This window comes from Streptomyces sp. DT2A-34 (assembly GCF_030499515.1).
Taxonomy (GTDB): domain Bacteria; phylum Actinomycetota; class Actinomycetes; order Streptomycetales; family Streptomycetaceae; genus Streptomyces.
In genome coordinates this window covers 9907345-9930700 of sequence record NZ_JASTWJ010000001.1, presented here as the reverse complement: position 1 = coordinate 9930700, position 23356 = coordinate 9907345, and the positions used below count along the sequence as shown (strand labels likewise).

16 protein-coding genes and 1 pseudogene are annotated in these 23356 nt (G+C 70.4%); 9 read left to right on the top strand and 8 right to left on the bottom strand.

All coding sequences use genetic code 11. The annotated features are described in order from the left end of the window. The first annotated feature begins 41 nt into the window (after positions 1–41). The 3 genes from QQM39_RS44320 (at position 42) to QQM39_RS44310 (ending at position 4192) form a co-directional block, all read left to right on the top strand. Complete coding sequence (locus QQM39_RS44320) at positions 42–1703, top strand: acyl-CoA synthetase (protein ID WP_302003219.1); 1662 nt, start codon at positions 42–44, stop codon at positions 1701–1703. 95 nt (positions 1704–1798) lie between these two features. Further along, entirely contained in the window at positions 1799–3646 is a 1848-nt protein-coding gene (locus tag QQM39_RS44315; RefSeq protein WP_302003218.1) for a sulfatase, read from the top strand. 138 nt (positions 3647–3784) lie between these two features. Further along, complete coding sequence (locus tag QQM39_RS44310) at positions 3785–4192, top strand: hypothetical protein (protein ID WP_302003217.1); 408 nt, start codon at positions 3785–3787, stop codon at positions 4190–4192. A gap of 111 nt (positions 4193–4303) precedes the next feature. On the opposite strand, the gene QQM39_RS44305 is transcribed toward QQM39_RS44310, so the two are convergent. The 3 genes from QQM39_RS44305 to QQM39_RS44295 are packed head-to-tail and all read right to left on the bottom strand — an operon-like array spanning position 4304 to position 6985. After that, on the bottom strand, positions 4304–5581 hold the full coding sequence (locus QQM39_RS44305; protein WP_302003216.1) for a cation:proton antiporter: 1278 nt from the start codon (positions 5579–5581) through the stop codon (positions 4304–4306). Between the two features lie 6 nt (positions 5582–5587). Beyond that, complete coding sequence (locus tag QQM39_RS44300) at positions 5588–6073, bottom strand: cation:proton antiporter regulatory subunit (protein ID WP_302003215.1); 486 nt, start codon at positions 6071–6073, stop codon at positions 5588–5590. 42 nt (positions 6074–6115) lie between these two features. After that, positions 6116–6985: an alpha/beta fold hydrolase gene (locus QQM39_RS44295; RefSeq protein WP_302003214.1), complete on the bottom strand. Its 870-nt coding sequence runs from the start codon at positions 6983–6985 to the stop codon at positions 6116–6118. Between the two features lie 163 nt (positions 6986–7148). Between QQM39_RS44295 and paaK the strand changes: the two genes are divergently transcribed. Beyond that, positions 7149–8444, top strand: coding sequence for a phenylacetate--CoA ligase PaaK (paaK, locus tag QQM39_RS44290; RefSeq protein WP_302003213.1), 1296 nt, complete (start codon positions 7149–7151; stop codon positions 8442–8444). A gap of 84 nt (positions 8445–8528) precedes the next feature. On the opposite strand, the gene QQM39_RS44285 is transcribed toward paaK, so the two are convergent. Beyond that, positions 8529–10028, bottom strand: coding sequence for an acyl-CoA synthetase (locus QQM39_RS44285; RefSeq protein WP_302003212.1), 1500 nt, complete (start codon positions 10026–10028; stop codon positions 8529–8531). A 220-nt stretch (positions 10029–10248) separates the two neighbouring features. On the opposite strand from QQM39_RS44285, the pseudogene QQM39_RS44280 reads away from it, so the two are divergent. From QQM39_RS44280 to QQM39_RS44265, 4 genes and pseudogenes are all read left to right on the top strand, one after another. Beyond that, positions 10249–10968 (top strand): annotated as a pseudogene (locus QQM39_RS44280) (penicillin acylase family protein); the annotation flags it as partial. Between the two features lie 278 nt (positions 10969–11246). Beyond that, positions 11247–12665, top strand: coding sequence for a cytochrome P450 (locus tag QQM39_RS44275; protein WP_302003211.1), 1419 nt, complete (start codon positions 11247–11249; stop codon positions 12663–12665). A 250-nt stretch (positions 12666–12915) separates the two neighbouring features. Beyond that, positions 12916–13677: a sesquiterpene cyclase gene (locus tag QQM39_RS44270; RefSeq protein ID WP_302003210.1), complete on the top strand. Its 762-nt coding sequence runs from the start codon at positions 12916–12918 to the stop codon at positions 13675–13677. A gap of 266 nt (positions 13678–13943) precedes the next feature. Then, the gene (locus QQM39_RS44265; RefSeq protein WP_302003209.1) at positions 13944–16853 is read left to right on the top strand and encodes an AAA family ATPase; all 2910 of its coding nucleotides are present in this window, start codon (positions 13944–13946) and stop codon (positions 16851–16853) included. A 45-nt stretch (positions 16854–16898) separates the two neighbouring features. Here QQM39_RS44265 and QQM39_RS44260 read toward each other — a convergent pair whose 3' ends face one another. Next, positions 16899–18452, bottom strand: coding sequence for an acyl-CoA synthetase (locus QQM39_RS44260; RefSeq protein ID WP_302003208.1), 1554 nt, complete (start codon positions 18450–18452; stop codon positions 16899–16901). After that, complete coding sequence (locus QQM39_RS44255; RefSeq protein WP_302003206.1) at positions 18449–19558, bottom strand: nitronate monooxygenase family protein; 1110 nt, start codon at positions 19556–19558, stop codon at positions 18449–18451. The genes QQM39_RS44260 and QQM39_RS44255 overlap by 4 nt, the downstream gene beginning before the upstream one ends. Positions 19559–19686: 128 nt before the next feature. Here QQM39_RS44255 and QQM39_RS44250 point away from each other — a divergent pair, with 128 nt between their 5' ends. Then, positions 19687–21453, top strand: coding sequence for a serine hydrolase (locus QQM39_RS44250; protein ID WP_302003205.1), 1767 nt, complete (start codon positions 19687–19689; stop codon positions 21451–21453). 21 nt (positions 21454–21474) lie between these two features. On the opposite strand, the gene QQM39_RS44245 is transcribed toward QQM39_RS44250, so the two are convergent. After that, positions 21475–21666 carry a DUF2795 domain-containing protein gene (locus QQM39_RS44245; RefSeq protein ID WP_302003204.1) on the bottom strand — a complete coding sequence of 64 codons (192 nt, stop codon included), beginning with the start codon at positions 21664–21666 and terminating at the stop codon, positions 21475–21477. An 80-nt stretch (positions 21667–21746) separates the two neighbouring features. Beyond that, positions 21747–23324: an NAD(P)/FAD-dependent oxidoreductase gene (locus tag QQM39_RS44240; protein ID WP_302003203.1), complete on the bottom strand. Its 1578-nt coding sequence runs from the start codon at positions 23322–23324 to the stop codon at positions 21747–21749. Positions 23325–23356 lie beyond the last annotated feature (32 nt).

Here is a 23356-nt window from a genome sequence, read left to right as displayed (position 1 = left end):
TGATGACCGGCAGCCGGTGGAGAGCGAGGTCAGGAGGAGCGGTGGAGTACAACCTTGCCGACCTGTTCGAGTCGGTCGTCGACGCGGTTCCGGGCCGCGAGGCGCTCGTGCACATCGACCACCCGGGCACCGGCGCGGAGCGCCGCCTGACGTATGCGCAGCTGGACGCGGCCGCCAACCGGATCGCGCACCATCTGATCGACAGCGGGATACGTCCCGGCGAGCACCTCGGGCTCCACCTCTACAACGGCATCGAGTACCTGCAGACGGTACTGGGCTGCCTGAAGGCCAGGATCGTCCCGGTCAACGTCAACTACCGCTACGTGGAAGAGGAGTTGGTGTACCTCTACCGGGACGCCGATCTGGTGGCCCTGGTCTTCGAGGCGGAGTTCACGGACCGGGTGGCGGCGGCGCTGCCGCGAGTGGAAGGGCTACGGCATCTGGTGCGGGTCGGCGAGGTGGCGCCGGGTGCGGCCGCCGCGCCGGTCGTGCCTGCCGTGGCGTTCGCGGACGCCGAGGCCGCCGGGTCGCCCGAGCGGGGGTTCCCGGCGCGGTCGGGGGACGACCAGTTCATCATCTACACCGGCGGCACCACCGGGATGCCCAAGGGTGTGATGTGGCGCCAGGAGGATCTGTTCTTCTCGGGGCTGGGCGGCGGCGCGCCGACCGGTGAGCCGGTGAAGAAGCCGGAGGAGCTCGCCGAGCGGGTGGCGGCGGGCGGCGACGGGATCACCTTCTTCCCCACCGCTCCGCTGATGCATGGCACATCCACGCTGACCGCGTTCATCGGCTTCAACTTCGGCCAACGCGTTGTGATCCACCGCAAGTTCGTGCCCGAGGAGGTTCTGCGCACGATCGAGAAGGAGAAGGTCACCAGCGTGTCGCTGGTCGGCGACGCGATGCTGCGGCCGCTGGTCGACGCGCTCAGCGGGCCGATGAAGGGCACGGACTGCTCGTCGATGTTCAGCGTGTCGTCGTCCGGGGCCATCATGTCCGACACGGTGCGCCGGCAGTTCCAGGCACTGGTCCCGAACGTGATGCTGCTGAACAACTTCGGCTCCTCGGAGTCCGGCTTCAACGGCACCGCCACCGAGGACTCCGGGCCCGACCGGGGCTTCCGTATCCGCGTCAACTCCCGTACGCGGGTGGTCGATCCGGCCACGCACGAGCCGGTCGCCGCGGGCGAGGTGGGCCGGATCGCGCAGTGCGGTCACGTGCCGCTCGGCTACTACAACGACCCGGGGAAAACCGCCGAGACCTTCTTCGAGCAGGACGGCGAGCGGTGGGTGCTGCTCGGCGACATGGCCACGGTCGACGAGGAGGGCGTCGTCACCGTGCTGGGCCGCGGCTCGCAGTGCATCAACACCGGGGGCGAGAAGGTGTACCCCGAGGAGGTCGAGCAGGCGCTCAAGTCCCATCCCGACGTGTACGACGTGCTGGTGGCCGGGGTGCCGGACCCGAAGTGGGGCCATCATGTGGCGGCCGTGGTGCAGTTGCGCGCGGGTGCGGTACGGCCGTCGCTGACGGACATCCAGACCCACTGCCGCTCCCACCTCGCGGGGTACAAGATCCCCCGCCAGCTGGTGATCACGGACTCGATCCGGCGCTCGCCCAGCGGCAAGGCGGACTACCGGTGGGCGCGGGAGACGGCGGTGGCGGCGGTGGCAGCGGCGGACGGGTGGATTCCGGGCAGGTCCGATTGAACCTAAGGTGACGTGCGGACGTACTCGTGGGGGCAGGCCCGATCTTCGGGCGCTGTTTGCCATGCCATCGCAAGACCGCACGGGAGGACCTCCGGGTGTCGCAGGAGGCAACAGACGCAGTAACGCGGGAGACGGAAGAAGCGGGGACGACAGAGGAAGTCGAGGAAGTCGAGGAAGTCGAGGAAGTCGAGGAAGTCGAGGCTGCCGACGCATCTGACGCACGTGACGCGGCCGAGACGGCCGACGAAACGACGGCCCGCCCCTCCGCGGAGCCGCCCGACTCCCCCTCCCCCGGCTGGTTCGGCTGGCGTCGCCGCTACCCCCGTACCGCACGCGGCGTCACCGTGGGAACGACGGTCCTGGCCGGCGTGCTGCTGCTCTTCGCCCTCCTCGTGCCGAACCGCCTCGAACGGCTCAACCCCGAGGCGTTCTTCCGCCTCCCGGCCGAGGGCATCCTGCTCGCCGGCCTGTTGCTGGCGCTGCCGACGCGGTCACGGCGGCTGATGGCGGTGGCCTCGGGCGCGCTCCTCGGTCTGCTCACCGTCCTGAAGTTCGTGGACATGGGCTTCTACCAGGTCCTGGCGCGCCCCTTCGACCTGGTCCTGGACTGGATCCTGCTCGACGACGCGGCGGAGTTCGTGCGGGAGTCGTTCGGGCGTACCGGTCAGGTGCTAGCGGTGGTCGGGATGTGCGTCCTGGTCGTCGCGGTGCTCGTCCTCATGACGCTCGCGATGGTGCGGGTGACGAACCTGATGGTCCGCCATCGCGCCGTCGCCGCCCGCACGACACTGATCCTCGGCACCGCGTGGATCACCTGCGTGACGCTGAACATCCAGATCACCAGCGTTCCGCTCGCGACCAAGGGCAACGCCGACCTCGTCAACAACCGCATCGAGCAGGTGCGCGCGGGCCTCGCGGACGGACGGGTCTTCGAGAAGCAGGCGGCGGTGGACGCCTTCGCGAAGACGCCGCCGGACCAGTTGCTGACGGGGCTGCGCGGCAAGGACGTGCTGTTCACGTTCATCGAGAGCTACGGCCGGGTCGCGATCGACGACCCGGCGATGGCGCCGCAGATCGACGCGGTGCTCAAGGAGGGGACGAGCTCGCTCAAGGCGGCCGGGTTCCAGTCGCGCAGCGCCTGGCTGAAGTCCCCGGTGACGGGAGCGGGCAGCTGGCTCGCCCACTCCACGTTCCTGTCCGGTCTCTGGATCAAGAACCAGCAGCGGTACCGGAGTCTGACCACGAGTGACCGCGCCACGCTGAACAGCTACTTCCGCAAGACCGGCGCGTGGCGCACGGTCGGCGTCGTGCCCGGGGTGCGGCGGGCCTGGCCGGAGGGCAAGTACTTCGCCCTCGACCACATCTACGACTCCGAGCACCTGGGCTACCACGGCCCGTACTTCAGCTGGACGCCCGTGCCCGACCAGTTCAGCCTGGAGGCCTTCCAGCGTCTGGAGCACGGCAAGAAGGACCGCGAGCCGATCACGGCGGAGATCATCCTGGCCTCCAGCCACAACCCCTGGTCCCCCATCGCCCGCATGGTCGACTGGGACGACCTCGGCGACGGCTCGGTCTTCCACCAGATCAAGAAGGAGGGCACGGACCCCAAGGAGGTCTGGAAGGACCCCGAGCGGGTGCGCACCGAGTACCGCCGCGCCATCGAGTACTCGCTGCACAGCCTCACCGAATGGGTCGAGCGCTACGGCACCGACGACACGGTCCTCGTCTTCCTCGGCGACCACCAGCCCGTCCCGACCGTCACCGCCGGCAACACGAGCAAGGACGTCCCCGTCACCATCGTCGCCCGCGACCAGAAGGTCCTGGACCGGATCGCCGACTGGCACTGGACCGACGGCCTCAAGCCCGCCGAGAACGCGCCGACCTGGGGCATGGACAAGTTCCGCGACCGTTTCCTGACGGCGTACGGGCCGCAGAGGGACTGAGCACGCGGGGTTGGGCCGTTCGGGCACCGCCGAGGTGCGGAGCAGTCGTATGGCGTAGCAGGACGCGCCGGTGAGCGGATGGCGTCCCTACGGTCGCAATGACGGTCGTCGAGACCGCAGGACCGAAAGGGAGCGCCCGTGAAGAGACGCGTCCACGCCATATGCACAGCCGCCATCACCGTCCTGGTCACCGCCGGCCCGGCGGCCCACATCGCCCACGCCAACAGCGACATGGACTGCAACGACTTCGCCTTCCAGGAAGACGCGCAGGCGGAGTTCAACCGCGACCCCGGTGACCACGATCGCCTGGACGAGGACCGGGGCAGACACGACGGCATCGCCTGTGAGGTCCTGCCGCGCCGCCACGCTGCCGTCCCCACACCGCTCCCCACACGCTCCCCCCTCCCCACCCAGGGCGTCAGGGGCGGCCTGGGCGGAAGCACGGGGCCGGCGGACTTCGAGGTGGCGCTGGGAGCCGGCCTGGCCGTCGGTGCGGTGGGTCTGACCGTCGGTTACGTCGTGTACCGGCGTCGGGTCAGCCGCTGAAGCCCATCCTGTGGTCGAGGATCCCGCAGCGCGTCGCAACGTGCCCATGGCTGTCGTAGGGGCTCCTGGCCGGTTGTCGTACGGCGGTCGACCGCCGGCCGTGCCCTTCGCTCAGGGCCGGCCGACGACGCCCTGTCCCTCCACCACATCGTGCGGTGCGTCCGCCGACGGATCGGCCTCGCCCCCGGCCTCGCCGTCGGTGGCTGCCGCGCCCCTCGGCGCACGCCTGCCCAGACGCTCCGTCAGACGGGTCGCCAGCGGTTCGGTGTAGCGGGCGGTGAGCGGGCCCAGGATCACCAGGATCAGTACGTAGGCGGTGGCCAGCGGGCCCAGCGACGGCTCGATGCCGGCGGTGACGGCGAGCCCGGCGATGACGATGGAGAACTCGCCGCGAGCCACCAGCGTTCCACCCGCCCGCCAGCGGCCCTTGGCGGAGATCCCGGCGCGTCGTGCGGCCCAGTAGCCGGTGGCGATCTTCGTCAGCGCGGTGACTACGGCCAGGGTGAGCGCGGGCGCCAGCACTGGCGGGATGCTCGCGGGGTCGGTGTGCAGGCCGAAGAAGACGAAGAACACGGCGGCGAACAGGTCCCGCAGGGGCGCTAGAAGGTTGTGCGCCCCCTCGGCCACCTCACCGGACAGCGCGATGCCGACCAGGAACGCGCCGACGGCGGCGGAGACCTGGAGTTGCTGGGCCAGCCCGGCCACGACGAGGGTCAGGCCGAGCACGACGAGCAGCAGCTTCTCGGGGTCGTCGCTGGAGACGAACCGGGAGATGTGGCGGCCGTAGCGCACCGCGAGCAGGAGGACGAGCCCCGCGACGCCGAGCGCGATGGCAAGGGTGGCGCTGCCCGCGGCGAGACCGGCACCGGCGAGCAGGGCGGTGACGATCGGCAGGTAGACGGCCATGGAGAGGTCTTCCAGGACCAGGATGCTCAGGACGACCGGCGTCTCGCGATTGCCGAGCCGCCCAAGGTCGCCGAGGACCTTCGCGATGACGCCGGAGGAGGAGATCCAGGTGACGCCGGCCAGTACGACGGCGGCGACCGGGCCCCAGCCGAGCAGCAGCGCCATCGCGGCACCGGGCAGGGCGTTGAGCGCGGCGTCGACGAGACCGGCCGGGTACTGGGTCTTGAGGTTGGAGAGCAGATCGCTGGCCGTGTACTCGAGGCCGAGCATGAGCAGCAGCAGGATCACGCCGATCTCGGCGCCGATGGCGACGAAGTCCTCGCTGGCGCCCAGAGGAAGCAGCCCGCCCTTGCCGAAGGCGAGCCCGGCCAGCAGGTACAGGGGGATGGGCGAGAACTGGAAACGCCCGGCGAACCGGCCCAGCAGACCCAGGGCGAGGATGATCGCGCCGAACTCGATGAGGAAGACCGCGGAGGAGTGCATCGCGGCTCACTCCCGTCCGAGTATCGCGGCGGCCGTCTCCACACCCTCGCGGGTGCCGATCACGATCAGGGTGTCGCCGCCGGCCAGCCGGAAGTCGGGCGTCGGCGAGGGGATGGCCTCGGCGCGGCGCAGCACGGCCACGATGGACACGCCGGTCTCGGTGCGCATCCGGGTCTCGCCGAGCAGCCGCCCGTTCCAGTGCGAGGTGGCGGACAGCTCGATCCGCTCGGCGACGAGGCCCAGTTCGGTGGTGGACAGCAGGTTGGGGCTGTGGTGCGCCGGCATCAGCGCGTCGATCAGCGTGGCCGCCTCACCGGAGGTGAGCCGTACCGACAGCGCGCAGGCGTCCGGGTCGTCCTTGCGGTACGCGCTCAGCGTCCGTGATCCGTCCCGGTGGGCGACCACCGACAGACGGCGCTGCTCACGCGTGGTGAGGTCGTAGCGGACCCCGATGCCGGGCAATGGCGTACTGCTCAGGCGTGGAGCGCTCACGTGGTCCCCTGTTCGTTCAGGCGTCCGGTTCTTTGCCAAACCCTAACCATTGCCGAGATTCGGGCCGCCGGGTGCTCCCCCGTCCAGGAAGGTCACGACGCGCCGTACGAACCACTCCGCGTCGTCCAGCCACGGATGGTGCCCGGCGCCGGGCTCCACGGCGACCTCGGCGTTCGGGAAGACGTCGGCGGTGCGGTGGGCGAGCTCGGGGCCGGGGGCGACGTCGAGTTCGCCCGCGAGGACGAGGACCGGGGCGGCGAGCCGGGAGAGCGCGGAGCGGGTGGCGGGCGGGTCGTAGGCGCCCTCGGAGCCGTAGATGCCGGCGGCCTCGTCGTTGAACTCGTCGTCGCCGCGTGCGTCGTGCTCCTTGGCCGCGCCGTCCCAGCGCCCGTAGAAGAAGGGCGCGAACACCGGGTCGAACTCGCCCGCTCCCGCCAGCGAGGCCTGGTACGCCGGGAAGGCCTCCGCGAACCACGGCTCGCCCTCCCTCAGCCGAGCGGCGGCCAGCCGGTCCTCGGCGGTGGCCGGCATCCCCAGCGCCCACGGATTCGCGGTCACCAGGGCCAGCCGCGACACCCGCTCCGGGTACCGGGCGGCGTACAGCATGGCGAGGCTGCCGCCCGCCGAGTGCCCGAGCACATCCATGTGGGCCAGCCCCATGTGGGCGCGCAACACCTCTACGTCGTCCACCAGGTGGTCGCAGCGGTACGTCGCCGGGTCCGCCGGTACGGCCGAGTTCCCGGTGCCCCTGAGGTCGAGCAGCACGAGCTGTCGGTGCGCGGCGAGTCCGCCCAGGTCACCCAGGTAGGCGGAGGCCCGCATCGGTCCGCCGGGGAGGACGACGAGCGGTTCGCTCTCGCCCCGCAGGTGGTAGGCGATCTCGGTCCCGTCGGTCGCGGTGAAGAACGGCATGGTGCCGATCTTGGTCGTCGAGGCGCTTTCACCGCAACGGAGTTGCCGGAAAGTACGGCCCGCCCCCTTGCCTGATCATTCGCCGCCTGGATTGCTGATCCCGAACACCCGGACCGAATGATCGGTCGTCCGGATTGACGCGGTTGGCGAGGGAGAACTCCCCATGGCGGATGCGACGGAGCTGCTGGACGCTGGGGAACGGCTCGACCCGGAGGCGTTGCGGGCATTGCAGCTGGAGCGGTTGCGGGCGTCGCTTCGGCACGCGTACGACAACGTGCCGTTCTACCGGGAGTCCTTCGACAAGGCAGGCGTACGGCCCGGCGACTGCCGCTCGCTCGCCGATCTGTCCCGCTTCCCGTTCACCACCAAGGCCGACCTGCGCGAGAACTACCCGTACGGGATGTTCGCCGTGCCCCAGGACCGTATTCGCCGCATCCATGCCTCCAGTGGCACCACCGGACGTCCCACGGTCGTCGGCTACACCGACGCCGACCTTTCCCTGTGGTCCGACATGGTGGCCCGCTCCATCCGGGCGGCGGGCGGACGGCCCGGAGACAAGGTCCATGTGGCGTACGGCTATGGGCTGTTCACCGGTGGGCTCGGCGCACACTATGGTGCCGAGCGGCTCGGCTGTACGGTCATCCCGGCGTCCGGCGGTATGACGGCCCGCCAGGTCCAGCTGATCCAGGACCTGAGGCCCGAGATCATCATGGTGACGCCCTCGTACATGCTCACCCTCCTCGACGAGTTCGAGCGGCAGGGCGTCGATCCGCGCGGTACCTCCCTGCGTGTCGGCATCTTCGGTGCCGAGCCCTGGACCGAGCAGATGCGTCAGGAGATCGAGGAGCGGTTCGCGATCGACGCCGTCGACATATATGGGCTGTCCGAAGTGATCGGGCCCGGGGTCGCGCAGGAGTGTGTGGAGTCCAAGGACGGCCTGCATGTGTGGGAAGACCACTTCTTCCCGGAGATCGTCGACCCGTTCACCGGCGAAGTGCTGCCCGACGGTCAGGAGGGCGAGCTGGTCTTCACCTCGCTCACCAAGGAGGCGATGCCCGTCGTCCGGTACCGCACGCGGGACCTGACGCGGCTGTTGCCGGGGACCGCTCGGGTGTTCCGGCGGATGGAGAAGATCACCGGGCGCAGTGACGACATGGTCATCCTGCGCGGGGTCAACCTCTTCCCCACGCAGATCGAGGAGATCGTGCTCCGGACGCCGGGCGTGGCACCGCACTTCCAGTTGCGTCTCACCCGGGAGGGCCGTCTCGACACCCTCACGGTGCGGGCGGAGGCCCGCCGCGACGCGTCGCCCGAGACGCGGGACGCCGCCGCGCAGGCCATCGCGGCGGCCGTGAAGGACGTCATCGGGGTGTCGGTCGCGGTGGAGATCGTCGAACCGGAGTCGCTGGAGAGGTCCGTGGGCAAGATCCGGCGGATCGAGGACCTGCGTCCCCGCTAGGTAGGACCTGCGTCCGCGCTGGTCAGGTCCTGCGTCCGCGCTGGTCAGGTCCTGCGTCCGCGCTGGGCAGGACCTGCGACCCCGCTATCCCTCGGCAAACCGGTCCCGCAGCTCCCGCTTGAGGATCTTCCCGCTCGCGTTGCGTGGCAGCCCGTCCACGAACACCACCCGCTTCGGCGCCTTGAAGTGGGCGAGCTTCTCGCGCGCGTGCTCGATCAGTTCGGCCTCGGTCACCTCGCCGCGTGGGACGACGACCGCTGTGACCGCCTCGATCCACCGCTCGTCGGGCAGGCCGATGACGGCGACCTCGGCGACGCCCTCGTGCGTGTACAGCGCATCCTCGACCTGGCGTGAAGCGACCAGTACGCCACCGGAGTTGATGACGTCCTTCACCCGGTCGACGATGGTGAAGTAGCCGTGTGCGTCGCGCACCGCGAGGTCGCCGGAGTGGAACCAGCCGTCCCGGAAGGCCTCGGCGGTCTCCTCGGGCTTGTCCCAGTAGCCCTCGCACAGCTGCGGGGAGCGGTAGACGATCTCGCCGGGCGTGCCGTCGGGCACGTCCTCGCCGTTCTCGTCGACCACACGGGCGTCGACGAAGAGGACGGTACGGCCGCAGGAGTCCATGCGGCCCTTGTGTTCGTCGGGGGCCAGCACCGTGGCCAGGGGGCCGATCTCGCTCTGCCCGAAGCAGTTGTAGAAGGCGAGCTTGGGCCATCGCTCACGCAGCCGCTCCAGTACCGGGACCGGCATGATCGAGGCGCCGTAGTACGCCTTGCGCAGGCCGTCCAGATCGCGGGTCGCGAAGTCGGGGCGGCCCGCCAGGGCGATCCACACGGTGGGCGGGGCGAACAGGCTGTCCGCGCGGCCCGCTTCGATCAGATCGAAGAGCTGATCGCCGTCGGGCCCGTCCAGGATGATGTTCGTGGCGCCGACCGCCAGGTACGGCAGGAGGAACACGTGCATCTGCGCCGAGTGGTACAGCGGCAGCGAGTGGACGGGGCGGTCACCGGCACTCAGGTCGAGGGCGGCGATCGCGCTCAGGTACTCGTGGACCAGGGCGCGGTGGGTCATCATCGCGCCCTTCGGCAAGGCGGTCGTGCCCGAGGTGTAGAGCAGTTGCACCAGGTCCTCGCTGCGCGGCTCGGGGCCGTCGTAGACGGCTGCCGTGGCCTGCCGCGCCAGCAGTGAGTCGTCGGCGCCGCGCAGGGGCAGCGTAGGGACGCCGTCCGGGAGTCGATCCGCCAGGTCCGGGTCCGTGAGGACCAGGGAGCTGCCGGACTGGCCGACGATGTACGCGAGGTCGTCGCCGGTGAGGTTGTGGTTGACCGGGACGTGGACGAGGCCCGCGCGGGCGCAGGCGAGGAAGGCGATCAGATAGGCGTCCGAGTTGTGGCCGTAGGCACCGACCCGGTCGCCGGGGGTGAGTCCCTGGCCGAGCAGGACGCTCGCCGCGCGCGACACGGCCTCGTCGAGTTCCTCGTACGTCCAGGTGCGGCCGCGGTGGTCGACCGCGACGCGCGCAGGGGTGCGTCGGGCGCTGCGGCTCAGTACTCCGTCAACCGTGCTGCCGTGTCCTGGCGTCATGACACATGATCCTCGGTGTGCCGCACAGACAGGTCAAGCAGGACGGCAGGTCACCTCACCGGGGGCACATACCCGTTGGTATGCTCAACGGTTCCTTCCCTCGATGACGTTGGGAGGCACGATGCGCACCCGCCCCAGACGCCGCGTCGTCGCGGCCGTCGCCCAGCTCGCCGCCACGGCCGGACTGCCCGCGACCGCGGCCGAGCGGCCGGACCGGCACGACCGGCAGCCGGCGGCAGACCTGGCCGCGGCCGACACGGCGACGGCGTGTGCCGCGCTGCCTGGCGGCACGGCAACAGGCAGCGACGGCAAGGCCGTTGACGTCACCGAGGCCTGTTCGGTGCTCGCGACCTGGGATCGCACCATGGACACCGGCAGCCGGGGCGCCCTGCTCTTCGACCGGTTCTGGCGGAAGCTGACGGCGAAGATGCCGGCCGCCCAGCGCTGGAAGGTGCCCTTCTCGGCGGCGGACCCGGTGCGCACACCGAACACCCTCAACACCCTCAACACCGCCGCCGCCGGCTTCGCCGTGGCCCTCGCGGAGACGGTCGCCGAACTCCGGGCGGCGGGCATCGCGCTCGACTCCCGCCTCGGCGAGCACCAGTTCGTCGTACGGAAGGGCCAGCGCATCCCCGGTCCGGGCGGCACGGAAGGGCTCGGCGTGTGGAACAAGATCGAGCCGGTGTGGGACCAGGCGCGCGGCGGCTATCGGGAGGTGACGACCGGCTCCAGCCACATCCAGGCGGTGGGCTGGGACGACAGCCGCTGCCCGGTCGCACGTACGCTGCTGACGCACTCCCAGTCCTCGAACCCGCACTCGCCCCGCTTCAGCGACCAGGCCCGGTTGTTCTCGGGTGAGAAGTGGGTGACCTCGCGGTTCTGCGAGAAGGACATCGCGGCTTCGCCCGCTCTGAAGGTCGTGCGCGTGCGCGAACGCTGAGTCGATGTGGCCCCGTCCCCATGGGGCGGGACCACATGGTGCGAGACCACATGGTGCGAGACCACACTTGAGTGACGAGTGAAAATCGCCGTCGTTGCATGATGCAACAACAACCGTTCACCGAATGCTTCTTTTGCTACTCCGTGCTTCTGTGCGCCCCATTGGAGAAAGGTTTCCGGAAGCCGAGCGCCGCTTGAACTGGGCAGGACTTGTCTCAAGTGTCAAGTCCGTGGCACGTTCAGCCACTTCACGTGTCGCGCTTTGAGGGGGAGGTTTCCATGAGCCGTGCTGTGCCTGAACGAGAACACGCCTGGAGGGTGGGTACTGCGCCGGGCATATTCCCATTCATCGGCCACGGTATCGCCTTGTACCGTCGCCCGTTGGCTTTTCTGAATTCTTTGCCCACTCATGGGGACCTGGTCGAGATACGACTGGGTCCCCAACGCGCCTGGATGGTGTGTCACCCGGAGTTGGTCCACCAGGTGCTCATGGACTCGCGCACCTTCGACAAGGGGGGCCCGCTCTACGACAGGCTGCGATCGTTTCTGGGTGACGGGGTCGGCACCTGCCGGCACCAGGAGCACCGGCGGCAGCGCAGGATGCTCCAACCCGACTTCCGCCCGGCCCGTGTCACCGACCACTCGGCGCTGATGGGTGGGGAGGTGAAGTCGGTGTGCCGTGAGTGGCGAGCCGGCGAGCAGGTCGACGTCAGCGCGGCCATGCTGGCACTGACGACGCGGGTGATGAGCCGTGTGCTCTTCTCCGACTCGCTCGACGCCGCGACGGGCGCCGAATTGCGCAGCTGCCTCGCCACCATCGTCCGCGGCCTCTTCGTCCGGACGGTGGTGCCGGTCGACGCCCTGTTCCGCGTCCCCACGCCCGCGAACCGTCGTTACCGGCGTGCTGTCGACCGCCTGCACGCGATCGTCGACGCGGCCATCGCAGAGCGCCGACAGGGCACTGCGTGCAGCGACCGGACCGACGTGCTGGGCACTCTCCTGGCGGCCAGGCAGGACCATGGCGGAGCGGCGATCACCGAACAGGAAGTCCACGACCAGCTCATCACGCTCCTGTTCGCCGGAGCCGAGACCACCGCCCTGTGCCTCACCTCCGCCCTCGACCTGCTGGCGCGGCATCCGGAGGAGGAGCGCCGGCTGCATGCCGAGGTCGACGCCGTGCTCGCCGGAGGCCGGCTGCCCGGTCCCGACGAGCTGCCGCGCCTCGTCCGCACCCGGCTCGTCCTCACCGAGACGCTTCGCCACCGCCCGCCCGGCTGGCTCTTCACCCGCGTCACCACCAAGGAAACGGACCTGGCCGGTCACCGCCTCCCGCCGGGCGCCACCGTCCTGTACAGCCCGTACCTCCTGCACCACGACCCGGCCTCGTTCCCCGAGCCCGACCGCTTCCTCCCCGACCGCTGGCAACCGGGGCAGACCGCCGGCGTCCCGCAGGGAGCGATGATTCCGTTCGCAGCGGGCAGCCGTAAATGCATCGGCGACTCTTTCGCCATGGCGGAAGCCACCATGACCCTCGCGTACGTCGCACGGAATTGGCGGCTGCGCCACGTGCCCGGACACGTCGAACACGTGCGTCCCGCGGCAACGTTGGGGCCGAGGTCGTTGGTGATGGTCTGCGAACCGCGAGCGCAACAGCCTCTCGGCACACCGTCTCGTACACGACTCCCGAACGGAAGGTGACAACGGTGTCGACGACGCATGAGGAAGTCGGTCTCGCCACGCAAGGCGGAATTCCCGCCTCCAATCTCACGGAACTGATCGACGCCCATCTCTATATGCCCTTCCCGTTTCTGAGCAATGCCCACGCATCCGAAGCGGCCGACGGCGTCGACGCGTGGTTACGCACGTGCGGGCTCACCGACGAACTGGGGGTGGAGGCGATGATCGCCTTCACCGGCCCGCCGAACTCGCGTCCCGCATCAGCCCGACGGTGGAGTTGGATCTCCTCCAGATCGTGGCGAACCAAATCGCCTATCAATTCGTCTTCGACGACCGGGCGGAAGAGATGGGTCGGCGGTCACCGGACCGGCTCCTGCCCATGCTGAGCGAGAGCATCGGCATCCTGCGCGACGACGCCCGGCCCGGCACGCTCCTCGGGGCGGCGCTGGCCGATCTCCACCGGCAGGTCCGAGAGCGGTGCACCCCCGCACAAGCAGCGCGCTGGGCGTGGAAGAGCCGCGAATACGTGCACGGCCTGCTGTACGAGGCGGTGGCCCAGGCGCAGCCCCTCCCCCCGCACATGGCACTGAGCACCTCCATACGTTCGCTCACCGCGGGCGTCGAGCCCTTCTACCCGCTGGCCGAAGCGGCGCAACCGCGCGAGCTGTCCCCCGAGGAGCTCCATCACCCCGTAGTGCAACGTCTGAGCCGGCTGTCGGCCGATGCGGCGGTGTGGATACCCGACCTCTTCTCCGCGGTGAAGGAGCAGCGGACGGGCGGCGTGATCAATCTGGCCCTCGCCCACCAGCGGGCCCACGGGTGCTCCCTTCCGGCGGCCGTGATGCTGGCCATCCGGCAGATCAACGGCACGATCAGGGAGTTCGAGCGGCTCTACGAAGAGATCAAGCCGGAGTTGAGCCCTGCCGGGATCGGCTACGTGGACGGCATGGTCGGCTGGATCCGTGGGTGTTACTACTGGTCCCGCAGCGTGCCGCGCTATGCGGACGCGGCGCTGGCTCCCGCTCTGCTGTGAGAGATCGTGCGCCCGTCGGCGCCACGCCGCGGGCGCACGGCTCCCGGCCCACCCACGATCGGTATTCCTCAACGGCCGAGAGCACTTGTCGAGGGCCGAGAGCACTTATTCGGGGCTCCCTACCCGAAGAGCGGACAATCGAACCACTTGGGCGCGGAATTCATCCTTCTCTGTCATCCTCGTGCCCGAACAGGGCCACTGGGCGCTCACCCGCGGCGTACGCTCTGCGCTGTCCTCCGGATCGACGACAGGAAGCGGTAGGGCACATGGCGCATGGGTCGTGGCAACCGAACTCCGAGCCCCGCCCGTTGCTGGAGCGCCAACGGGAACTCCAGGCTCTCGACTCCGCCTTGTCGGACCTCCGCGACGCAGCCGGCGGCGTGCAGCGAGCGCGCCCCACCGAGCTGCTCGCCTTCACCGGTCCGGCCGGGCTGGGCAAGACGGCACTCCTCACGAAGGCACGCGCCCGCGCCGCGGCACACGGATTCCATGTGCTCTCGGCCCGGGCCGGCGAGAAAGATCAGGAGCTGGCGTTCCGTCTGGTGCGCCAGCTCGTCCAGCCCACGCTGGCCACCATGGACGAAACGGAACGCCGTACTTTCCTGGGCAGTTGGTACGACATCGTCGCCGCCGCGCTCGGCCTGGAGGCGACGGACACCGCCCAGGCGCCGGACCCGACCGGGGTGCGCGACGGCCTCGACTGGGTCATGACGCGTCTCGCGGCGATGAAGGCGCCCCTCGTCCTGCTCCTGGACGACCTGCACTGGGCCGATCTCGAGTCACTCGGCTGGCTCGCCTCGTTCGCTCCGCGGGCCGCCGATCTTCCGCTTCTGCTCGTCGTGGCCTACCGGCCCGACGAACTGCCGCCCGAGGCGGCCCCCTTCCGCACGGTCGTCGAGCGTCACGAGAACCGCCCGTACCCGCTGGCGCGGCTCAGCGCCGCCGGCGTGGCCCAGATCGTCCGGGACGCACTGGGAGAGGGTGTCGAGGACGCGTTCTGCGACGAGTGCTGGTCGGTGACCGGCGGCAGCCCGTTCGAGACCGTCGAACTCGCCATCAGGCTCGGCGAACGGAACCTGAAGGGCGCACAGGACGAGTTGCCCGCGATGCGGGACCTGGCCGCAGCGGTCAAGGGCCCTGGACTGATCGAGAGCCTGCGCGCGCTCGGCACCACCACCGTCCGTTTCGCCCATGCCGCGGCCGTACTGGGTCCACCGGTGTCACGGGAGCTCGCCGCCACTCTCGCGGTGATCGGTAGCGAGGAGGCCGTGGAGGTCACCGAGAAGTTGCGCGCCGCCCGAATCCTTTCCGACGCCGAGGGACCCGGGGGCGGCATCGAGTTCGTCCACCCGCTGATCGCCACGACGATCTACCGGTCCATCCCCTCGGGCCTGCGGGTCGGCATGCACGACAGGGCCGCGGAGGCCGTCCGCGCGGCAGGGTACGGTCCGACCGTCGCCGCCCGGCATCTGCTGGAGGTTCCCTGCGAGGGCAGGCCGGAGGTGGTCGCATGCCTGCGCGAGGCCGCCCGTGAGCACCTTCGGGCCGGGGCTCCGGAGGCCGCCCGGCGCGTCCTGTCCCGAGCGTTGCAGGAGCCACCGCGTCCGCAGGACCGGGCCGCACTCCTGCACGAGCTCGCGTGCTCGACCTTCCTGATCGAACCGACGGCGACGGTCAGCCATCTCCAGGAGGCGCTGGCGGAGTCCGACGTGGAGCCCCATCTGCGGGCCTCCATCGTCTACCGGCTGACCCAGGCGCTGGCCCACACCGACCGGCTGGCCGAGGCGGCGACCGTGTCCGCCGACGCGGCGCGGCTTGCCACCCATCCGCGCATCCGCCTGCGCATACAGGCCGACCACTTCGTCTGGAGCGCCTTCCGCACCGATGAGCCCGACTCGTTCGCCCGCTCGCGCAGGCTGGCGCGGCTGGCCGAGCGGTTGGCCGGCCGTGGTCTGGAGGAGCGGTACATCCTGGGGCTGCGGGCCTGGGACGCCATGGTGCGCGGCGAGCCCCGGCAGACCGTCTTCGCGTGTGCGGAGGAGGCCCTGCGCGGTGGACTGAGCTGGACGGACGAGAACCGGGGCTTCGAGGTACCCGTCTCGGTCGCCCTGGTGTTCATGTACTGCGACCAGCCGCGGCGGGCCGAAGAACTGTTCACCGAGGGCATGGCCGAGTGCGAGCGCATGGGCTGGCGCGGCTCCCACCTGGCGCAGGGACAGACTCTTTTCGGCTACATCCGCTACCGCCGCGGCTGCCTCCCCGAGGCGGAGGAACTCGTACGGTCCGGGCTGCGCACCGCCGACCGTGTGGCAGGTGCGGTCCCCGCCCAGTGGTTCGCCGTCGGCATCCTCATCCAGATCCTGCTCGCCCGCGGCCGCATCACCGACGCGCGTCGCCTCGCCGACTCCTACCGCTACGGCGAGGTCGTCCCGAACGCCGTCATCTACCCCGATCCCCGCACGGTGTACGCCGAACTGCTCCTGGCCGAGGGCCGGCATGCCGAGGCCGAGAGCCTGTTGTCCGCCGTCGGGGACTGGCTGGACGCGCGGGGCGTGCGCAACCCCTCCTGGTGCCCGTGGCAGCTGCACCTGGCGGCCGCCCTCGCCTCCACCGCCCCGGAGGCGGCGGTCGGTCACGCCCAGGACGCGGTCAAGCGTGCCCGGGACTTCGGCGCCGCCTCCACGATCGGCCAAGCCCTCCACACCCTCGCCGAGGTGACCGGCGGTCCGGCGGCGGTCGACCTGTACGCCGAGGCCGTGGACCACCTGGAGCAGTCGCCCGCCTCCTACGAGCTCGCCCGTGCCCTGATCGGCCACGGCGCCGCCCTGTCCCTGGACGGCCGAGTCCAGGAGGCCGCCGATCGGCTCTACCGGGGTCTGGAAGGTGCCGTCCACTGTGGGGCGGAGGCGCTCGCCGCCCGGGCCAGGGAGGAACTCTCGGCGGCCGGACTGCGCCCGCTGCCGCTTCGGTACACGCAGGCGGACACACTGACGGCTCAGGAGCGCCGTACCGCCGAACTGGCGGTCCAGGGCCAACCGGTGGCAGTGATCGCCAAGGAACTCCGGCTCACCGAGCAGGGCGTGCGGCAGTTGCTGTCCAGCGTCTACCGCAAGGTCGGCACCGACGCCACCGGCCTCGCCAAGGCCCTGGAGACCTTTCCTCGCCCTCGCTCCTGAGGCCCCCGGCCGGCCGCCGATCCCGGACGAGCGGCCGGGCCGTGGTCACACGGGTCGCGCCCGCCCCTCCCAGTACGGGTCCCGCAACCGCCGCTTGTACAGCTTGCCGTTGGGATCGCGCGGCATCTCGGTGATGAAGTCGACGCTCTTGGGCCGTTTGTAGCCGGCGAGTTGATCGGCGCAGTGGTCGAGGATCGCCGCGGCGAGGGCAGGGCCCGGTTCGTGACCGGGGGCGGGCTCGACGACGGCCTTGACCTCCTCGCCCCAGTCGTCGTGCGGGATGCCGAAGGCGGCGGCGTCGGCGACGGCGGGGTGTTGGAGCAGCACGGACTCGATCTCGGCGGGATAGATGTTCACCCCACCCGAGATGACCATGTCTATCTTGCGGTCGCGGAGGAAGAGGTAGCCGTCCTCGTCGAGGTAGCCGAGGTCGCCGACGGTGAAGAAGTCGCCGATCCGGTTCTTCTGCGTCTTGGCCTCGTCCTTGTGGTAGGCGAAACCGCCGGTGTTCATCTTCAGGTAGACGGTGCCGAGTTCGCCGGGCGGGAGCCGGTTGCCGTCGTCGTCGAAGACGGCGAGTTCGCTGATGGGCCAGGCCTTGCCGACCGTGCCGGGCTTCTTCAGCCAGTCCTGCGCGGTGGCGAAGGCGCCGCCGCCCTCGCTGGCCGCGTAGTACTCCTCCACGCAGGGGCCCCACCAGTCGAGCATCGCCCGCTTCACGTGGTCGGGGCAGGGGGCGGCGCCGTGGATGGCGTGCCGCATGGAGGAGACGTCGTAGCGGGCCCGGACCTCCTCGGGCAGGGCGAGCAGGCGGTGGAACTGGGTCGGGACCATGTGGGTGTGGGTGCACCTCTCACGGTCGATCAGCCGGAGCATCTCCTCGGGCGTCCACTTGTCCATCAGCACCAGCCGGTGACCGATGTGCAGGGACGCCCCCGCGAACTGGAGGACGGCCGTGTGGTAGAGCGGCGAGCAGACCAGGTGCACGTTGTCGCCGAACGGGCGGATGCCGAAGATGCCGAGGAAGCCGCCGAGGTACGCCTCCTCGGGGACCTTGCCCGGCAGCGGCCGCCGGATGCCGCGCGGTCGGCCGGTGGTGCCCGAGGTGTAGTTCATGACCCAGCCCAGCTCGCGGTCCGTCGGCGCCGACTCCGGTTGCCCGTCGAGGAGTTCGGCGTACGGCCGGAAGCCCTCGACGGTGCCGATCGCGTATCGGTGGGTGCCGGGGAGGCCGGCTTCCTCGGCGGCGTGGCGGGCGGGGGCGGCGAAGCGTTCGTGGGCGAGGAGCACCTTGGCGCCGGAGTCGGCGACGATCCAGGCGATCTCGGGGCCGACGAAGTGGTGGTTGATGGGGACCAGGTAGAACCCGGCCTGGCTGGCGGCGAGGTACGCGGTGAAGAACTCGACGCTGTTGGGCAGCACGACGGCGAAGGCGTCGCCGCGTTCCATCCCGGCCGCGCGCAGGCCGTGGACGAGTCGGTTGGCGGCGGCGTGCAGTCGGCCGGCGGTCCACTCCTCGCCGTCGGGGGCGACGAGGACCGTGGGGTCGGGGTCGGCCGCTGCCTGGGCCCAGAAGCCCGCGGGGGGTGTGCTCGTCACTGGCCGCTCCTTCCGGCGATGCGGTTGATGCGATCGACGGCTCGCTCGAAGCCGCGGGTGAGGTCGTCGACGACGGCCTGGACGCTGCGTTCGCTGTTCATCCGGCCCACGATCTGGCCGACGGGGGTGCCGAGCAGCGGCTCGACCTCGTACTTCTGGATGCGCGAGACGGCCTCGGCGACCAGCAGGCCCTGGAGTGGCATGGGGAGGGTGCCGGGTCCGTTCGTGTCGTCCCAGGCGTCGGTCCACTCGGTGCGCAGCTGGCGTGCGGGCTTGCCGGTCAGGGCGCGGGAGCGCACGGTGTCGCCGGAGCCGGCGGCCAGCAACTTCTCGATGAGCTTGGGTGAGGGGAGTTCGGCCTCTGTGGTGGTCAGCCATATGGAGCCCAGCCACACGCCCTGGGCGCCGAGGCTGAGTGCGGCAGCCATCTGTTGACCGCTGCCGATCCCCCCGGCCGCCAGCACGGGCAGCGGATCGACCGCCTCCACCACCTCCGGCGTGAGCACCATGGAGGCGATCTCACCGGTGTGGCCACCCGCCTCATAGCCCTGGGCGACCACGATGTCGATTCCGCCCTCCATGTGCTTGACGGCATGCCGGGCACTACCCGCGAGCGCGGCGACCAGCACACCGCGGTCATGGGCACGTTGCACGACGTCCGCGGGCGGCGAGCCCAGGGCGTTGGCGAGCAGCTTGATCGGGTAGTCGAAGGCGACGTCGAGCTGGCTGCGGGCGACCTGCTCCATCCACCCGGTGATGCGCCACCCGGACGCCTCCCCCTCGGCCAGCTCGGGCACGCCGTACTTGGCGAGGGTGTCCTGGACGAACTGCCGGTGCCCTTCGGGGATCATCGCCTCGACGTCGGCTTCTGTGACGCCCTCGACCTTCTTCGCGGGCATGACGACGTCCAGACCGTAGGGCCTGCCGTCGACATGGGCCTCGATCCAGTCGAGGTCGCGTTTGAGCTCGTCGGGGGCTGTGTAGCGGACCGCGCCGAGCACTCCGAAGCCGCCGGCCCGGCTGATGGCCGCGGCGACGGCGGGGAACGGCGTGAAGCCGAAGATGGCGTGCTCGACTCCCAGTTTCTTGCTCAGCTCCGTCTGCATGGGCGCAGGATGCCGGAGTCCTCCGGAGGACGGAAGGGCTTTCCTGATGGACCGTCAGTTTCTCGGCCCACCATGTGGAACGCACACACCTCATTGACACGACCGGCACCCGACAGCAAGGTTTCACGATGACCGATGAAGCGGCCCCCAGACCTACCCGCCGTCAGCTGGGCGCCTTGGCTTTGAGCGGAGCCCTGGTCCTCGCACCCTTACCCGCCGCCCCGGCCGCAGCCGCCCCCGCCCCCGCTCACCCCACTCTGCGCCACGGTTCCCCCGAGCGCGCCGGCCTCCTCCCCGCCCACCTCCGCCGACTCGTCACCGACACTGAAACGTTCCTCGGCCCCTCCCCCAAGCACCCCTGGTACGCGGGCGCCGTGCTCCTCGCCGGACGAGGCGGCACCGTAGCCCTGCACCAGCCCATCGGCATGGCGGTGCGCTACCAGGCGTACGACGAGAAGACCGACACCGGCGTCGAGTTCCCGGCCGACCAGCAGATCCCGATGGCCGAGGACACGGTCTTCGATCTGGCCTCGGTGTCCAAGCTGTTCACCTCGATCCTCGCCGTGCAGCAGATCGAGCGAGGTGCGCTCGGGCTGGAGTCGACGGTCGCCTCCTACCTCCCCGACTTCGGCCGCGCTGGCAAACAGGACATCACGATCCGTCAGCTCCTCACCCACACCTCGGGATTCCGCGCCTGGATCCCGCTGTACAACGCGCCGACGTACGAGGAGAAGCTCCAACTCATCTGGAACGAGGTGCCGCTGAACACGCCCGGCACCAAGTACCTCTACTCGGACCTGAACCTGATCTCCCTCCAGCTGGCCCTGGAGAAGGTCACCGGCCGTACGCTCGACACCCTCCTCCGCGAGGAGATCACCGCCCCGCTCGGCATGCGCCGCACCCGCTACAACCCGCCTGCTTCCTGGAAGCCGAAGATCGCGGCCACGGAGGACGCCCGGCGCCCCTGGTCCGGCCTGGACCGTGGGCTCGTGTGGGGCGAGGTGCACGACGAGAACGCCTTCAGCCTCGGCGGGGTCGCGGGCCACGCGGGCGTGTTCTCGAACGCCTGGGACCTCGCGGTCCTCGGCCGGACGCTGCTCAACGGCGGCTCCTACGGCAGGTCCCGCATCCTGGAGCCGGAGTCGGTGGAGCTGATGTTCACCGACTTCAACACCGCCTTTCCCGGCGACGAGCACGGCCTCGGCTTCGAGCTCTACCAGCACTGGTACATGGGTGCGATGGCCACCCCGCGCACCGCGGGGCACACCGGTTTCACCGGCACCTCGCTGGTCCTCGACCCGACGACCGACTCCTTCCTCGTCGTCCTGGGCAACTCGGTCCACCCGGTGCGCAGTTGGCGCTCCGGCTCCGCGCCCCGGGTCGCCGCCGCCGACAACATGGCCCGCGCCGTACCGGTCCGACCCCGGCACGGTCGTACCGCATGGTTCTCCGGAATGACGAACACCACCACCGCCACCCTGACGCTCCCCGCACTCGACACGTCTTCGGGCCACACATGTCTGCGCTGCGCCCTGTGGTGGGACACCGAACCGCAGCCGGACGTCCTCACCCTGGAATCGAGCAGCGACGGCGGGACCACATGGCAGCCGTTGGCCTTCACCACGACACGCCACGGCGACCGGCCACAAGCGCACCCGACCGGCACGGTCACCGGCTGGTCGGGCCGCGTGTGGCACCGGCTCATGGCGGATATGCCCGCCGCGCGGCAGCTCGCGCTCCGCTGGCGGTATGCGACGGACCGGCTGTATGTGGGCCGCGGGGTCTACGTCGACGGGGTGCGCGTCGAGACGGCCGACGGTGTCCTGTTCGACGACGCGCGCCCGGCGGACAGGGCGCGCATCGAGGCGAATGGGTGGACTCCGTCGGCCGACTGAAGCACTCCTGGTGACGGGTCGCTACTCGTTGAAGACAGCCTTCTGGACGTCGTTCGGTCCGTCGAAGCGGTCACGCCGCATGCCGTCGAGGCGGCTGACGACCTTCTCGTCGGCGTGGTTCTTGCGGGCTCGCTCCACCAGGTGCTGCTTGTCGGTCGGGTAGTCGGCGCCGCGGAGGGCCTTCTGCAGGTCAGTGGGGCTGAGATCGGCCATGGCAGCCTCCCCGTGAGTCGAGGCGATTCGAGCGAATTGTCCGTCCTGCCCAGTCCCCCTCCTCGCCGGAGGCATGTACGTCACTCCTCGCCGGCTTGGAGGACAGCCATCGCCGCGTTGTGCCCCGGCACCCCGCTCACCCCTCCCCCGCGCACCGCGCCCGCCCCGCACAGCAGCACGTTCGCGTGCCGCGTCTCCACACCCCAGCGGCCCGTGCCCTCCTGGGCGTACGGCCAGGCCAGGTCCCGGTGGAAGATGTTGCCGCCGGGCAGGCGCAGGTCGTGCTCCAGGTCCAGCGGGGTCTTGGCCTCGATGCAGGGGCGGCCGTCTGCGTCGGTCGCCAGGCAGTCGGCGAGCGGCTCGGCGAGGTGGGCGTCGAGCTGGGCGAGGGTCGACTTCAGCAGTTCCTCGCGTACGGCGTCGTTGTCGCGTGCGAAGAGCCGGGCCGGCGTGTGCAGGCCGAACAGGGTGAGGGTCTGGTAGCCCCGTTCGACGAGGTCGCGGCCGAGGATCGTCGGGTCCGTCAGCGAGTGGCAGTAGATCTCGGACGGCGGCGCGGTCGGGAGTTCCCCGGCGGCGGCCTGGGTGTGGGCGGTGGCCAGTTGGCCGTAGCTCTCGGCGATGTGGAAGGTGCCGGCGAAGGCCTCGCGGGGGTCGACGGAGCTGTCGCGCAGCCGGGGCAGGCGCTTGAGCAGCATGTTCACCTTGAGCTGGGCGCCCTCGGCGGGGGTCGGGGGCGTGTCGCCGGTGAGGGCGGCCAGTTCCTGCGGGGAGGCGTTCACCAGGACGTGCCGGGCCGCGGCGACGCCCTCACCGTCCGCCGTCCGATACGTGATCTCCGCCGTACGGCCGTCCGTGTCGATGCGTACCGCCTCGTGACCGGTGGCGATGTCCGCGCCCGCCTGACGAGCCGCCGCGGCCAGGGCGTCGGTGAGAGCGCCCATGCCGCCCACGGGGACGTCCCAAGCGCCGGTGCCGCCGCCGATCACGTGGTACAGGAAGCAGCGGTTCTGCTTCAGGGACGCGTCATGCGCGTCGGCGAACGTGCCGATCAGCGCGTCCGTCAGGACCACGCCCCGCACCAGGTCGTCCGCGAAGCGGTCCTCGATCGCGACGCCGATCGGTTCCTCGAAGAGGATCCGCCAGGCCTCCTCGTCGTCCACCCGGCGGCACAGCTCATCGCGGCTCGGCAGGGGTTCGGTGAGCGTCGGGAACACCCGCCGGGCGACCTCACCGGTCATGCCGTAGAACCGCCGCCAGGCCGCGTACTCGGCATCGCCGCCGGTCAGCCGGGCGAACGCCTCCCGGGTGCGCCGCTCGCCACCCCCGACCAGCAGTCCGGTCGGCCGTCCGTCCCGTTCCACGGGCGTGTACGAGGAGACGTTGCGCGTGCGGACGCGGAAGTCCAGGCCGAGGTCCCGGACGATCTTCTTCGGTAGCAGGCTGACCAGGTACGAGTAGCGCGACAGCCGTGCGTCGACGCCGGTGAACGGCCGCGTGGACACGGCGGCGCCCCCGGTCTGCTCCAGCCGCTCCAGCACCAGCACGGACCGTCCGGCCCGGGCCAGGTAGGCGGCGGCGACCAGGCCGTTGTGGCCTCCGCCGACGATGACCGCGTCGTACGTACGGTGTCCCGGGTGTCCCTCGTGTGCAGGCATGGTTCTTCGTAACACGTGATGATCTAGGTCGG